The sequence below is a fragment of the Stenotrophomonas sp. WHRI 8082 genome (genome assembly GCF_040223995.2).
Lineage (GTDB): Bacteria > Pseudomonadota > Gammaproteobacteria > Xanthomonadales > Xanthomonadaceae > Stenotrophomonas.
In genome coordinates this window covers 279207-293237 of the sequence record NZ_CP167826.1, presented here as the reverse complement: position 1 = coordinate 293237, position 14031 = coordinate 279207, and the positions used below count along the sequence as shown (strand labels likewise).

Below are 14031 nucleotides of genomic sequence, written 5' to 3'. Positions count from 1 at the left end.
CCCTCGCCAAGCAACTCCCGGCGAGGGCTCGTTCGGGTCGGGGCGTATTATCAGCCGCCAGTGCCGCCAGTGCCACCCGTGCCACCAGTGCCGCCGGTTCCACCAGTGCCGCCGGTACCACCGCCGCCGCCGCCACCATTTCCGCCGCCGTCGTTGTCGCTGCTGGTGCTGTCACCGCCAACACTGTAAAGAACAGCAGCGGTTGCAACAGTTGCAACAACAGTGCCAACAACAGCTGCGGTCGAGTATCCGGCCGCGCTGGTGCCAGCTACTTCGCTGCTCGTGGCAGCTGCTTCAGTCGTACCCTGCTCAACCTGTGCATCCTGTGCCAGGACGGGGGAGGACAGACCCACAAGGGCCAGAACTGCAAAAATCTTCTTCATAAACGGGGTCTCCTACTCCGTCGGGGGGATTACATCGCCCCTATGGTCACGGTTTGTCGTATTTGGTGTCAAGGCGTTTGAGACATAAATTCTTGATCTGCCGGAAGTTCCAGTAACGCAGGTCTCATTTTTCATCGTGCAACGCGCTGCGATCGAACTCCTTAGCGGCCCCCGACAGCGATTTTGCCATCTGAACGACCAGTTGGTGCGTGCGCACTTGGGGGAACAGCACGGGCATGCAGCACCCGACCACCAGCGCCAGCGCTGCCCATCGGACGCGCAGTCGCCGCGCGGTCGTGGTGGTTGCCGCGAGTGCCCACGCACTGCTGAGTGCGCCCATCGAAGTTCCGGCGATCACTTCGGACAAAGAGTGCGCGTTGAGCGGCAGGCGCGAGTAGCCGATCGCGAGGGCGAGAACCAATCCGAGCAGGGCAGCCCATCGTCCCAGTCGGTGTGTCGGCGCTGCGATGTAGGCGGTCACTGGCCAGATGGCAGCTGATATGGCGGCGTGCCCACTGAAGCCGGTGAAGTCCAGCCGCGCCACGCCGATGCCCCAGCCGAGGAAGGCCAGCTTGGATGCCAGCACGATCAGTCCCACAACGCTCAAAGCCAGCGCCCAGCGGATGCGCCACGGAGACTCGGCGCGCCACCCGGCGATCAGCAGCACGGCCGCCATTGGCAGCAAAAGACGGCTGTCGCCGAGCAGGGAGAGGGAGTGCCAAGGAGAGGGCATGCGATCCAGAGGGCGAGCGGGCAGGGTGCGTCAGCATACGGGGCCGTGAACATGCTGAGCTGACCGAGCGCCATCCGAGGTAGTGCTGCCCGCCGCCACCCTGTATCCTTCACACCCTCAATCTGGCCCCGTAGCTCAGCTGGATAGAGCGTCCCCCTCCTAAGGGGAAGGTCGCCCGTTCGAATCGGGCCGGGGTCACCAGAGTTCCAAGCGCCATGCACCGCCGTCTCAGCGGCATCGGCAGGCGCAGGTCAGTGCCGCGAATCCGCGCGCCGACGACCCGGCAGGAACCTCGCCTCGGACAGCGGTTGCGTCGCATGACAGCCGATGCATTCAATCAGCAATCGGCCATCGGCCGGGCTGCTTTCAATCTGACGCTGCCCGCAGCTATTGCAGAACAAAGAAAGACTGAGGAAACCGGTGGCGCCCCTGTCAGACGGATCAATCAGTTCGATGCAGAAGTAATGGGCCGTGGTCATGGGGTGGTGCCATTCGGGGACGTGACTGTGTATCAGTCTCGCCGTGAATTCGGTGCAGACGTTCGGCACGACGGCGCGTCCCAGCCCCTTTTGACGTGCTTCCACCAGTTGGAAGCGTCGCCCCGGCATCGGCGCCGGTCCGCACTACGCTTGCGCCTGCGCCATTGGTAGAGTGCGGACTCACTCGGGAGGATGTCAGATGCCGCAGCACGTATCTCCCACGCGGTCCCTCCTCCGCGGGGCAGCGCTCTGCCTGCTGGTGGGTGCGGCGCCCGCATCCGCAATCGCCCAGAACGCACTGCAAGCCGCAGGGCCCGTCGTCGACATGGCCTCCGTCCAGGTCACCGGCGAGCAGCCCGGTCCCGGTCTCTGGAAAATCACGTCGCCGCAAGGCCATGTTCTTTGGCTGCTCGGAACGGTGTCGCCGATTCCTGCGGGCGTGCAGTGGCGTTCCACCGAGGTAGAGCAGGCCATTGCCGGCGCTGACCATGTGTTGGGTCCACCGGGCTGGATGCCGGACGTAAAGATCGGGGTGTTCCGCGGGCTGACGCTGCTTCCGCTGGCGCTCAAAACCGCCAAGGACCCGCAGGGCCGCACGCTGCAGGAGATCATCGAGCCGGCGACGTATGCACGTTGGTTGACGCTCAAGCAGACCTACCTCGGGCGCGACCGGGGCGTGGAGAACAAGCGCCCGATGATTGCCTCGGGCGAGCTCTACAGTGCTTTCCTGAAGCGCAATGGCTTACGCGAGAGCAAGCAGGTGACCGAGGCGCTGGAGCGCATCTACAAGGACAACGACCTGGTGCCGGAAGAGGCGCGGGTGAAGTTGAAGATCGATGACGCCCGCGATGCGCTGAAGGAACTGCGCGGCACCGAAGTCGATGACCGTGCCTGCTTTGCGCGCACGCTGGATACGGTGGAGTTCGATGCGCCGGTGCTGCGCGAGCGTGCCAATGCGTGGGCGGCCGGTGACATCGCGGCGCTGCGGCGGCTCGCATTGCCAGCGATGGCCCAGACCTGCATGGGCGTGGTGCACGATTCGGAATTCGCGCGTCGGCGTGGGTGGAGCGACCTGCCGGCGCAGACCAAGGCGCAGTGGCTTGGGTTGGTGGACAAGGCGCTGGCGCAGCATGCGAGTACGTTTTCCACGGCGCCGGTGAGTCTGCTGATGGGCAGGGAGGATTACCTGGGAGCGTTGGCGGCGCGGGGGTATGGGGTGGAGGCGCCGCCAGAGTAGGGGGGGGAGATTTGGGGGGGGATTTGCGGGGGATTTGCGGGGGATTTGCGGGGGATTTGCGGGGGATTTGCGGGGGTAGAGCCGACTTCAGTCGGCTGGTCTTGGCCCCCGCAGCCGACTGAAGTCGGCTCTACCTGTCGTTCAGTGCGACAGCGGCAGGCGGGCGGTGAAGGTGGTGCCGGTGTCTGCCGCCGATGCGGCGGTCAGGGTGCCGCCGTGGGACAGGGCGATCTGCGCGGCGATGTACAGCCCCAGTCCAAGGCCGGAATCCAGCCGCTGGTCGCCAGAGCGATGGAAGGGCTTGAACAGTGTGTCCTTTGACCCTTCCGGGATGGCGCCGTGGTTCTGCACTTCCAGGGTCATGTCGCGGTCGTCCGCGCGCCCGCGGAGCACGATGGGCTCGCCCTGCTGGCCGTGGACAGCGGCGTTGATCAGCAGGTTGCCGATCAGCTGGCCCAGACGGTCCACGTCGCAGTTCACCACCTCGGGAAGATCGAGGTCGATTTCCAGCGGGCAGCCGGGGTAGGGCGCCAGCGCCTGCTGGCTGACCCGGGTCAGGATAGTGGCCAGGCCGGTGCAGGGTTTGATGCGCAGGGCCAGCCCGGATCCCAGGCGTCCGCGGGCGAAATCCAGGGTAACGTCGATCAACTCAGCCATCCGGTCCGCGCTGTCGTCCAGGTGCTGCAGTAGGTTCTGTTGGGCTGGCGATGCGGCCGACAGCGCCAGCAGTTCCGAGGTGACGCGGATGGCCTGCAGCGGATTGCGCAGATCGTGCGCGAGCACGGCGATGAACTCCTCGCGCTCACGGCCTTCTTCACGCAGCGCGCTGTTGACCATTTCCGATGCCTGCAGCCGCTGTTCGGAGTGGGCGAGCGAGGCGCTGGACGTGTGTTCGACCGCACCGACCTGCTCGGCGACGACCTTGGCCAGCGCGTGCATGGCCCGGAGGCTTTCGTCGGTGACCTGGCGAGGGTCCGGGTCCAGCGTGCACAGGGTGCCGTAGACCTGCCCATCGGCCAGGACTACCGGCACCGAGATGTAGCTGCGGAACCCATGTGCGGCCGGAATCGGACTGCTGCAGTGGATGGGGTCCTGCTGGGAGTCGCTGAACCAGACCGCCGCACCGGTCGCGGTGACGTCGCGGCAGAAAGTGTTGATCAGGTCCAGACGCAGGCCGGCAGAGATGCCCATGCCGGCACGATCCAGCGCATGGATGGCGCGCCATTCGTCATTGCTGACCTCCCCCACCAGTGCCACGCGCATGCCGCTGACCGCACACGCCAGCTCAAGGCAAGAGTGGAACGAGGGGAACGTACCGTCCTTGGAAGGAATTCTGCGCATCTGGCGGCTTACGCTTTCAAGGGCCTTCGGGCCCCTGCAGGAAAAAGTGAGGTGTCGATTGTGACATCTCGGACGAGCGAGCGCAGTTCGTGCGTCGTGTCTCTGATCCTGAAGTGTTAAGCATCTTGCGCGTAGCCCGCTGATTTTCTTGCCCATAAGGCAGATGGGTGTCCGGAAATGCGCACTGTCTTGCAGAACGCAGCAGGGCGTACGCGTTAGGTTGAAAGCGACAGGGGCTGTCGTGTTCGTTGTCGCGGGGAGATCGCCATGCACTTGTTGTTTGCCCTGTCTGAAGTGGCCATCGGCTTCGCCTGCGTGCTTGGGGTAGTGCATCTGGCTCAGCGGCAGCGTGAGCGGCGCCGCACTCGCCGTGCTACGGAGGGGCGGCACTTTTCGGATAAGTCTCATTGAGTGCATGAGGTCCCAGGCTTAGCGTCGGCGGGCAGTTATTCGCTGCCTGTGCCCTGCTGACGGCGCCGACGATGCACTGCCCGCGGCAGGTGTCGTGCGCCCGGAGATTCATGACGACTTTGCTTTCTGTGCCGCGATCGGCTTCTTTGCAGCTGACCTCTCTTTCTTTCGGCCGCGATATGGCGGCAAGCGTCAGGGAGGCACGCCCATGCCCCTGAGACGCTTTCGCTATGCGTACGCCAAGCTGCGCAGCTGGCATGTCGGTGTGCTTGTTGCCGTGTCCGGCGCCGCGCGTTACGTGATCACCGGCGACAGCGGCCAAGTGCGTTCTCATGGCGGATGGCGCAAGTCGCGGCTGCGCAGTGCAACCGCCGCCGACCGTGACTGATCGGCGCGGCCTGACGCTTATCGCCTGCGATTCCAGCCCCGTCCTATTGGACAGAGGGGAGCGCCTGCGTACTTTGTGCCAAGGCAATTACGCCTCTTTCCGCTGCCTCGGCGCCCGCGGTGCCGGGTCATCCAATGAGAAACCCTCGTGTCCTCGATCAAGATTGTTTCGCTTTCGCTGCTGGTCCTCGCCGGCATGCAGTCCGCCTCCGCCTTCGCTGATGACGGCAGCTATTATGTCGCCGGCCGGGTCGTGGCAGCCGAGCACAAGGCACGTGAGATGGCCGACAGCGCCCGTCCGGGTATTGGCGCGTTCGTGCCGGGCAAGCAGGACGACAAGTTCACCACCGGCTCGTTCGCACTGGGCTACAAGTACAACAACGGGTGGCGCGTGGAGGGTGAATACACCCTGCCGAAGACCGACACGTTCACCAGTGGGTCGACCACCTTCCCGCTCAGCAACAACGTGCATTACATCGAGGCCCAGCGCCTGATGGCCAATGTGTACCGCGATTTCGCCATCACCGACCAGGTGTCGCTGTACGGTTCGGTCGGCATCGGTATCGCCCGCCTGAAGTCTGATGGCTGGCAGGGCACGGTTGCACGCCAGTACAACGTCGGCCGCCAGGACAACCTGTCGTGGTCGCTGGGCGCCGGTGTGGCGTATTCCCCGATCGATAAGCTGACCCTCGACCTGGGCTACCGCTACGTCGACATGGGCCGTACCGAGAGTGGCTGGAATGCGTTCCCGAACGCGCGTTCGCTGCAGGACGAAAAGATGAGCGCCAACCTGGTGTCGAGCGAAATCTACCTCGGCGGCCGTTACGCCTTCTGATCTGACGGGACGGTGTGGGGCCGCTGTGTCCGCCGAGCTTGGCTTGGTGCGACAAGGTGGCCCCTCTTCATTGGCGGGTAATGACCCGCTGGCGTGGAGGTGACATGGAATACATGATCGCGCTGTTGAAGGAAATGGCGCTGGTCCCGGTGACCCTGCTGCCGATCATCAACCCGCTGAGCATCGCCTCGATTTTCGTGTCGTCCGTCGGCAACAAGCACGGACTTGCGCGCCTGCTTGCTCGGCAGATCGGGATGAACGTGGCATGGGTGATCATCGCCTCGATGCTGGTCGGCACCTACGTGCTGACCGTTTTCGGCATTTCGCTGGCGGTGGTGCGCTTTGGTGGTGGGCTGCTGGTCGCGGCGAGTGCATGGCGCATGTTGGCGCCTCGTCCCGATACGTCGCCGACCGCGCACGAGACCGAGGCAGCGGGCATCGCGGATGACCAGTTGATGCAGCGCAGTTTCTACCCGCTGACATTCCCGTTGACCACCGGACCGGGTGTGATTTCCGCCTGCATCACCCTTGGCGCACACGGCGAATCAATGAACCCGCTGCACTTCCTGTCGGGCGCGATCGTTGCGGTCGGCGGGGCGCTGATGGTGGCGGTGGTGATCTACCTGATCCTGCGCAACTCGATCGTGGTGGTCACGCGCCTGGGGCCCTCCGGCGCGGTGGTGATGCAGCAACTGGTGGCCTTCGTGCTGCTGTGCATCGGCATCCAGCTGGTGTGGTCAGGCTGGCTGGATCTGAGCGCAACGTAGGGCCCACTTCAGTCGGCTGGGGTCATATACAGCCGACTGAAGTCGGCTCTACCCACCGCGTTCAGCGTGGGCTGAGCAGTTCCAGCAGCTGGCGTAGTCGATAGGGTTTGGGCAGGAACTCGACGTGGCCGGGCAGGGGCGGCAGCTGCGAGCGGGCGTAGCCCGACGACAGGATCATGCGGGCACCGGGCTGGGCGCGGGCGACGTGCTCGCTCAGTTCGATGCCGGACATGCCATTGGGCATGCTGACATCGCTGAATACCACGTCGTACTCGCGTTCGCTTTCCATCATCGCCACGGCCTCGTGGCCGTCTGCGGTGGTGTCCACGGCGATGCCCATGTCCTGCAGGGCCAGCCCGATCATGTCGCGCAGGTCTTCCTGGTCTTCGACCATGAGTACGCGGATGGGGTCAGTCATTGGCGGGAACCTCCAGGGCAGGCAGCAGCAGGCTGACCGTCGTACCACCACCTTCGGTGCTCGACACGTCGACGAATCCGCCGCATTGGGTAATGAATCCGAACACCTGGCTCAGGCCCAACCCGCTGCCTTGGCCGATGTCCTTGGTCGTGAAAAACGGTTCGCTGGCCCGTGCTGCGATATCCGGCGCCATGCCATGGCCTTCATCCTGGACCCGGATGGCGACGAAATCACGGTAGGTCGGGGTGTCGGCCTGCGGGTCCAGCCGGCGCTCCAGGTCGCCGATGATACAGATATGCCCACCCTCGGGCATGGCGTCGCAGGCGTTGCCCACCAGATTGAACAGGGCCGCCTCCAGCTGCGAGGGGTCCAGCAGCACGTCGGGCAGTACCCGGGTGACCTGCAGTTGCAGCGTGTGTTTGGCCAGGCAGCGCTGCTGCAGGGCGGCCAGCGCAGGCTGCAGCCAATCGGCCGTGGACACACGCTCCCGCACCAGGGTCTGGCCGGCGCCGAAGGCAAGCAATTGTCGGGTGAGCAGGGCGCCGCGGTCGGCTGCCGCCTGCGCGTTGCCGATCAGCCGTTCGGTCGTGTCGTCTTTGTCACAGCGCAGCGCGATGAGGTCCAGGGCGTTGTGGATGGTGGTCAGGAGGTTGTTGAACTCGTGCGCCAGGCCGCGGCTGAGCTGACTGACTTTCTCGAACTGTTGGGTGCTGGCCAGCGCCCGCTGCGCGTCACGCAGCAGTACCTGGGCCTGGTAGCTTTCGGTGATATCGCGGGTGACCTTGACGAAGCCCACCAGCACCTCGGATTCAAATACCGGCTCGATGACCACGCTCGCCCGGAACCGGCTGCCATCACTGCGTAGCCGCCAGCCTTCGCCGGCGTAGCGTCCTTCACGTGCGGCAATGTCCAAGGAACGGTCCGGCTCGCCCGCATCGCGGTCAGTGGGGCAGTGGAAGCGACTGAAATGCGTACCGATGACGTCTTCGGCCGCGTATCCCTTGATCCGCTCCGCCCCCGGGTTCCAGCTGCATACCAGGCCATCCGTGTCGAGCAGGTACAGGGCGTGATCAGTGACGCTCTCGATGAGAAGCTTCAACTGTTGGCTGGACTCTGTCTGTGAGGTGAGCTTGGTGACGGCGTTTACCACGAGACTGCGCTGAAGACCCCTGAGGCCGGTGAAGCTAGAAGCGATAGTGTGAAGGATCTGTGTAGGTGGGCGCGTGCCGAAAGTCGTGCAGGAAACGACAGTCATTCAGTTACCATCTCACTTCTTTGTGCCGGGATCTCACTCCATGACCTCTGCTTCAAGCACGCGCGACCCCTGGGTCTGGGGGCTGTCTGCCGCCTTGTTGGCCTCTACTGCGGCGCTTGAACTGGTTGTCCCGCTTGGATATGCGGTCTGGTTGGCTTATTTCCTGGCCATTGGCGTGACGGTGTTCCAGCGCCATGCGGGCTTGCCGCTGCTGGTGGCCGTCGCCGCCTGCATCTTCCTCGCGGTGGGCTACAACATCGCACCGGCGAGCACCAATTCAGCTTTCTCGTTCGTCAACCGCACCATTGGCGGCTTCGCCTTCCTGATGATCGCGCTGATCGTCAACCGCGCAATCCAGGCCCGCCGTGAAGCCTCCGAAGCACTCTGGTTGCAGGAGAGTGAAAACGTGGTGGCGATGAGCCTGCGCGGTGACCTTGGCCCGGAAAAGATCGCCGAGGCGGCCATGACCACGCTGGCCGAGCAGCTGAACGCGCAGACCGCCGTCATGTATCGCATTGAAAACCACCAGTTGCTGTTGACCGGTGGTGTGGCGCTGCCAGGCGGCATACCGCAGTCGCTGGGGCTGGCCGAGGGCCAGCTGGGGCAGGTGGTCCGCGAGGGCAAGGTCCGTCACCTGCGCGAGGTGGAGGGCAGCGTGCTGAAGATCAGTTCCAGCCTGGGCGACACCCCCCTGCGTGAGCGCCTGCTGGCGCCGATCCTCAGCGACGATGTGATCGTTGGCGTGGTCGAGCTGGGTCGCATCCGCCCGGGGCGCGTTCCGCACCTCGACCGCGTGCTGCTGGAGCGCTGCGCCGACACCATCGGCATCGCACTGCGCGCGGCCGTGCTGCGCGCAAGGTTGGCCGAGCTGCTGGAGGAATCGCAGCGCCAGGGTGAAGAGTTGCAGGCACAGCAGGAAGAACTGCGCGTGTCCAACGAAGAGCTGGAAGAGCAGAGCCGCAGCCTGCTGCACTCCCAGACCAACCTGGAGCAGCAGCAGGCGGAAATGGAACAGACCAACGTGCAGCTGGAAGAGCGCACGCACGAGCTGGAAGGGCAGAAGCAGGCGCTGCTGATCGCGCAGGCTGCGCTGGTGCGCAACTCCAACGAGCTGTCTGCTGCCTCGCGCTACAAGTCCGAGTTCCTGGCCAACATGTCGCACGAGCTGCGGACGCCGCTGAACAGTTCGTTGATCCTGGCCAAGCTGCTGTCCGACAACCGCGACGGCACGTTGAGCGATGAGCAGGTCAAGTACGCGCAGGCCATCCTGTCGTCCAACAATGACCTGCTGTCGTTGATCAATGACATCCTGGACCTGGCCCGCATCGAAGCCGGCCATGTGGAACTGTCCGATGAGGTGGTGGTGATCGACGGCGCGCTGCAGCGCCTGCGCGAGACGTTCGAGCCGCTGGCGCGCGAGAAAGGGCTCGCACTGGAGATCGTGGCCGATGCCGGCGCGCCCAGCCAGTTCACCGCAGACAGCCAGCGCCTGCAGCAGATCCTGAAGAACCTGCTGGCCAACGCGGTCAAGTTCACCGAACACGGCACGGTCAGCCTGCAGGTGCAGGCCGTGGCCCCTGATCGGGTGCGTTTCGTGGTGCGCGACAGCGGTATCGGCATCGCCGCCGAACAACTGGACGCCGTGTTCGAAGCGTTCCGCCAGGCCGACGGCAGCACGCGTCGCCGCTATGGCGGCACCGGTCTTGGGCTTTCGATTTCGCGCGACCTCGCCACCCGCATGGGCGGCGACATCCGGGTGCAAAGCGAGCTTGGGCGTGGCAGCACGTTCTCGTTGGAATTGCCGTTGAGCGGCTCGCCCGAGCAGGCCGACGCGCCGCCGACGATGGGCAGCGCCCACGCCACATCGACGCCTGCCAGCCCTCGTGTGCCTGCAGCGGCGCCGGCCACCATCCCGGTACAGGCGCGCAGTGAAGCCGCAGCGGTGTCCGCGTCGCCGTCACTGGTGGCGTGGCAGGCGGCGGCGAACCAGCGTGCCGGTTCCCTGCGCAGCGAGCGGCTGATCCTGGCCGTGGAAGATGACGCCACCTTCGCCGAGGCGCTGGTGACGCTTGCGCGTGAACTGGACTTCGACTGCGTGGTCGCGACCACGGCCGAGGAGGCCCTGACGATGGCGCGCGAGCTGCGCCCGAGTGGCGTGCTGCTGGACATCGGCCTGCCCGATGTGTCCGGGCTGAGCGTGCTGGAGCGCCTGAAGCGTGATCCGTTGACCCGCCACATTCCCGTGCACGTGGTGTCGGGCATGGAGCGCAGCCAACTGGCGATGGAGCTGGGCGCTATCGGCTATGTGATCAAGCCGGCCACCCGCGAGCGCCTGGTGGAAGCCATCCAGCAGTTGGAAAAGACCAGTCAGCGTGACGTGCGCCGTCTGCTGATTGTCGAGGACGACACCGAACTGCGTGGCAACCTTGAACTGCTGCTGGGCCGCGAACAGCTGCAGATCACCGCTGTCGGCACCATCGCCGAGGCAGTGCAGCAGCTGAGCAGTGCGACCTTCGACTGCATGGTGACCGACCTGGCGCTGCCCGACGGCAGTGGCTACGACCTGCTGGAGTACATGGCCAAGAGCGAGGACGTCGGCTTCCCGCCGGTCATCGTGTACACCGGCCGCGCGTTGGGGCGCGAAGAAGAACAGCGCCTGCGCCGCTACTCCAAGAGCATCATCATCAAGGGGGCTCGTTCGCCGGAGCGCCTGCTCGACGAAGTGACCCTGTTCCTGCACAGCGTGGAGGCCAACCTGCCCACCGACCAGCAGCGCCTGCTGCGCGAGGCGCGTCGCCGCGATTCGGTGCTGGATGGCCGCACCGTACTGCTGGCCGAGGACGATGTCCGCAACATCTTCGCCCTGTCCAGCGTGCTGGAGCCGTTGGGGGTGAAGCTGGAGATCGCACGCAACGGTCGCGAGGCCGTGGACCGGCTGGCGACCATGGAAGTGGACCTGGTGCTGATGGACATCATGATGCCGGAGATGGATGGGTTGACCGCCATGCGCGAGATCCGCAGCCAGCGCCAGCACAAGGACCTGCCGATCATCGCGCTGACCGCCAAGGCCATGCCCGATGACCGCGAGCGCTGCCTGCAGGCCGGTGCCAACGACTACATCGCCAAGCCCATCGACGTGGACAAGCTGGTGTCGCTGTGCCGCGTGTGGTGCTCGCGGCAATGAACGAGGCGGAGCTGTTCGACCTGGAGTTGAAGGTGCTGGTGGAAGCCATCTACCAGCGCTACCACTACGATTTCCGTAACTATGCGGTGTCGTCGCTACGGCGGCGCATGCGCCAGGCCATGCAGCGCTATGAGTGCGAGCGGCTGTCTGACCTGCAGCATCGGCTGCTGCATGAGCCGGACCTGTTCGCCCAGGCGATGCAGTTCTTCACCGTGCAGGTGTCGGAGATGTTCCGCGACCCGTCGTACTTCAAGGCGCTGCGCGAGCTGGCGGTGCCGGTGCTGCGCACGTATCCGTCGATCAAGCTGTGGGTAGCCGGCTGCAGTACCGGCGAAGAGGTGTGGTCGCTGGCGATCCTGCTGCAGGAAGAGGGGCTGTTGGATCGCAGCATCATCTACGCGACCGACATCAACCCCTCTGCATTGGCAGCGGCGGAGTCGGGCACCTACGGTATCGACCGGATCGCCCAGTTCAGCCGCAACTATCTGCAGGCCGGCGGCCAGAGCTCGCTGTCGGATTACTACACCACCGGTTACGACGGCGCGGTATTCGACCGACGCCTGCGCCGCAACGTGGTGTTCGCCGATCACAGCCTGGCCACCGATACCGTGTTCTCCGAAGTGCACCTGGTCTCGTGCCGCAACGTGCTGATCTATTTCAACCGTCCACTGCAGGATCGCGCCGTAGGGCTGTTCCGCGAGGCGCTGGTACACCGCGGCTTCCTCGGGCTGGGCAGCAAGGAGTCGCTGCAGTTCGGCGAGCACGGCAACGCGTTCGAAACCTGCGCGCGGGAGCAGCGCCTGTACCGGAAGGCGGCCTGATGGGCGCTGCGTTTCCGCGGCTGCTGGTGATCGGCGCCTCTGCCGGGGGCGTCACCGCGTTGCAGCGGGTGCTGGCAGCGTTGCCTGCGGCACTGGGCTGTCCGGTGCTGGTGGTGTTGCACCTGCCGCGCGATCGGCCCAGCCGGATTGCCGAGTTGCTGGATCCGTCGTCGGCATTGACCGTGCGCGAGGCCGAAGACAAGCAACCGCTGGAGCGGGGCACGGTCACCTTCGCACCGCCGGATTACCATCTGCTGGTTGAAGATGCGTCGTCCATTGCGCTGTCGATGGATGCACCGGTGTTGTTCTCGCGTCCCGCCATCGACCCGCTGTTCGAATCGGCGGCCGCCGTGTTTGGTGAGGATGTGTTGGCGATCCTGCTGACGGGAGCCAGCAGTGATGGCAGCGAAGGCGTGGCGGCCGTGCGTGATGCGGGTGGCCAAGCCTGGTTGCAATGCCCCGAAGATGCCGAGGCGTCGATGATGCCCGCTTCGGCCCTGCAGCGTGCCGGTGCCGATGCGGTGCTGACGCTTGAAGAGATATGCAGATGCCTGAAGGATTTGAAATGAACCTGCTTCATCCCGTGGCTGTAGCAGACGCAGCGCCGGTCAATGTGTTGATCGTCGATGACGTGCCGCAGAACCTGGTTGCGATGGAAGCGCTGTTGCGCCGTGATGGACTGCGTATTCTCTGCGCGTCCTCCGGCTATGAGGCGCTGGAGCTGTTGCTGGAACATGATGTCGCCTTGGCGCTGCTGGATGTGCAGATGCCGGAAATGGACGGCTTCGCGCTGGCCGAGCTGATGCGGGGTTCGGCGCGCAGCCGCGATGTGCCGATCATCTTCCTCACGGCCTCGCCGCAGGATCCGGTGCGTGCGTTCAAGGGCTATGAAAGCGGTGCGGTGGACTTCCTGCACAAGCCGATCGAACCGCAGATCATTCTCGGCAAGCTCGGTGTGTTCATCGAGTTGTACGAGCAGAAGCGCTTGCTGAAATCGCGCAACGAGGCGCTGGAGCGCGCGCTGACGCTCAATGAAACGATGATGGCCGTGCTGACCCACGACCTGCGCACGCCACTGTCGGCGATCCTGTTGTGCGCGGACAAGTTGTCGCTGGACATCCCGCAGGATGCCAGCGCGCAGCAGACGCTGCGGCACTTGGAGTCCAGTACCCTGCGCATGGCGCGGATGGTCGACCAGTTGCTCGATTTCTCGCGCATCCGGTCCGGCGGCTTGCGCCTGGAGCGTACGCCATGCAACGCCGCAAGCGTGGTCACCGCCGTGGTACAGGAAGTGGAACGCGGCCAGGCCAACGCGGCCATCGACGTGCGGCAGTCCGGTGATGCGCGCATGCAGGGCGATCCGGATCGCCTGGCGCAGGTCGTGTCCAACCTGATCGGCAATGCGCTCGTGCACGGTGGCAACGAACCGGTCGAAGTGCAGGTGGACGGCGAGGATCCGGCGCAGGTCGTGCTGCGCGTGCGCAATCGCGGGCATATTGGCGACAGCCTGCTGCCGCGCCTGTTCGAGCCGTTCAAGGCCAGCTTCCATGCCAGCAAGGGGTTGGGGCTGGGGTTATTCATTGCCGACCAGTTCGTGCGCGCACATGGCGGCGAACTGGAAGCACGCAACGAAGCACAGGACGTGGTGTTCGAAGCCCGCCTGCCCCGGCGGGCCTGATCGGACCCGCGCCGTAGAACGGCAGGTTTCTCTCGCACCGTAAAAGCGCCTTGGTCCCGCTTGCCCTGCTTGCGCGGGTTCAAGGCGAGCGCGAGACTTGCC

Annotated in this window: 14 protein-coding genes and 1 tRNA gene; 9 read left to right on the top strand and 6 right to left on the bottom strand. The window is 64.9% G+C overall.

Annotated features, from left to right (window positions below; genetic code table 11):
- Window positions 1-50: 50 nt before the first annotated feature.
- On the bottom strand, window positions 51-383 hold the full coding sequence (locus ABRP17_RS01235; protein WP_349985192.1) for a hypothetical protein: 333 nt from the start codon (window positions 381-383) through the stop codon (window positions 51-53).
- A gap of 124 nt (window positions 384-507) precedes the next feature.
- Window positions 508-1116, bottom strand: a complete 609-nt coding sequence (locus ABRP17_RS01230) for a phosphatase PAP2 family protein (RefSeq protein WP_349985190.1) — start codon at window positions 1114-1116, stop codon at window positions 508-510.
- Window positions 1117-1240: 124 nt separating this feature from the next.
- Between ABRP17_RS01230 and ABRP17_RS01225 the strand changes: the two genes are divergently transcribed.
- Window positions 1241-1317, top strand: a tRNA-Arg gene (locus ABRP17_RS01225).
- A gap of 50 nt (window positions 1318-1367) precedes the next feature.
- Here ABRP17_RS01225 and ABRP17_RS01220 read toward each other — a convergent pair.
- Window positions 1368-1595, bottom strand: a complete 228-nt coding sequence (locus ABRP17_RS01220; protein WP_349985189.1) for a hypothetical protein — start codon at window positions 1593-1595, stop codon at window positions 1368-1370.
- 418 nt (window positions 1596-2013) lie between these two features.
- Between ABRP17_RS01220 and ABRP17_RS01215 the strand changes: the two genes are divergently transcribed.
- Window positions 2014-2832 (top strand): TraB/GumN family protein, encoded by an 819-nt coding sequence (locus ABRP17_RS01215; protein WP_372486855.1) that lies wholly within the window; start codon window positions 2014-2016, stop codon window positions 2830-2832.
- A 141-nt stretch (window positions 2833-2973) separates the two neighbouring features.
- Here the strand turns inward: ABRP17_RS01215 and ABRP17_RS01210 are convergent, their stop codons facing one another.
- Window positions 2974-4173, bottom strand: a complete 1200-nt coding sequence (locus ABRP17_RS01210; RefSeq protein WP_349985563.1) for a GAF domain-containing sensor histidine kinase — start codon at window positions 4171-4173, stop codon at window positions 2974-2976.
- A 619-nt stretch (window positions 4174-4792) separates the two neighbouring features.
- Here ABRP17_RS01210 and ABRP17_RS01205 point away from each other — a divergent pair.
- The 3 genes from ABRP17_RS01205 to ABRP17_RS01195 all read left to right on the top strand — a co-directional run bounded on the left by ABRP17_RS01205 (window position 4793) and on the right by ABRP17_RS01195 (window position 6573).
- The gene (locus tag ABRP17_RS01205; RefSeq protein ID WP_349985564.1) at window positions 4793-4972 is read left to right on the top strand and encodes a hypothetical protein; all 180 of its coding nucleotides are present in this window, start codon (window positions 4793-4795) and stop codon (window positions 4970-4972) included.
- Window positions 4973-5119: 147 nt separating this feature from the next.
- On the top strand, window positions 5120-5806 hold the full coding sequence (locus ABRP17_RS01200; protein WP_349985565.1) for an outer membrane beta-barrel protein: 687 nt from the start codon (window positions 5120-5122) through the stop codon (window positions 5804-5806).
- A 104-nt stretch (window positions 5807-5910) separates the two neighbouring features.
- Window positions 5911-6573, top strand: coding sequence for a MarC family protein (locus ABRP17_RS01195; RefSeq protein ID WP_349985566.1), 663 nt, complete (start codon window positions 5911-5913; stop codon window positions 6571-6573).
- Window positions 6574-6634: 61 nt separating this feature from the next.
- Here ABRP17_RS01195 and ABRP17_RS01190 read toward each other — a convergent pair whose 3' ends face one another.
- Window positions 6635-6991 (bottom strand): response regulator, encoded by a 357-nt coding sequence (locus tag ABRP17_RS01190; RefSeq protein ID WP_188324217.1) that lies wholly within the window; start codon window positions 6989-6991, stop codon window positions 6635-6637.
- Window positions 6984-8141 (bottom strand): ATP-binding protein, encoded by a 1158-nt coding sequence (locus tag ABRP17_RS01185; protein WP_349985567.1) that lies wholly within the window; start codon window positions 8139-8141, stop codon window positions 6984-6986. Before ABRP17_RS01185 ends, ABRP17_RS01190 begins: the two co-directional genes overlap by 8 nt.
- A gap of 145 nt (window positions 8142-8286) precedes the next feature.
- Between ABRP17_RS01185 and ABRP17_RS01180 the strand changes: the two genes are divergently transcribed.
- Genes ABRP17_RS01180 through ABRP17_RS01165 form a run of 4 tightly spaced genes read left to right on the top strand, consistent with a single transcriptional unit; the run spans window position 8287 to window position 13929 of the window.
- Entirely contained in the window at window positions 8287-11430 is a 3144-nt protein-coding gene (locus ABRP17_RS01180; protein ID WP_349985568.1) for a response regulator, read from the top strand.
- Entirely contained in the window at window positions 11427-12251 is an 825-nt protein-coding gene (locus ABRP17_RS01175) for a protein-glutamate O-methyltransferase CheR (protein ID WP_188324214.1), read from the top strand. The genes ABRP17_RS01180 and ABRP17_RS01175 overlap by 4 nt, the downstream gene beginning before the upstream one ends.
- Complete coding sequence (locus ABRP17_RS01170) at window positions 12251-12820, top strand: chemotaxis protein CheB (protein ID WP_188324213.1); 570 nt, start codon at window positions 12251-12253, stop codon at window positions 12818-12820. The genes ABRP17_RS01175 and ABRP17_RS01170 overlap by 1 nt, the downstream gene beginning before the upstream one ends.
- The gene (locus ABRP17_RS01165; RefSeq protein WP_349985569.1) at window positions 12817-13929 is read left to right on the top strand and encodes a hybrid sensor histidine kinase/response regulator; all 1113 of its coding nucleotides are present in this window, start codon (window positions 12817-12819) and stop codon (window positions 13927-13929) included. Before ABRP17_RS01170 ends, ABRP17_RS01165 begins: the two co-directional genes overlap by 4 nt.
- Window positions 13930-14031: the final 102 nt, after the last annotated feature.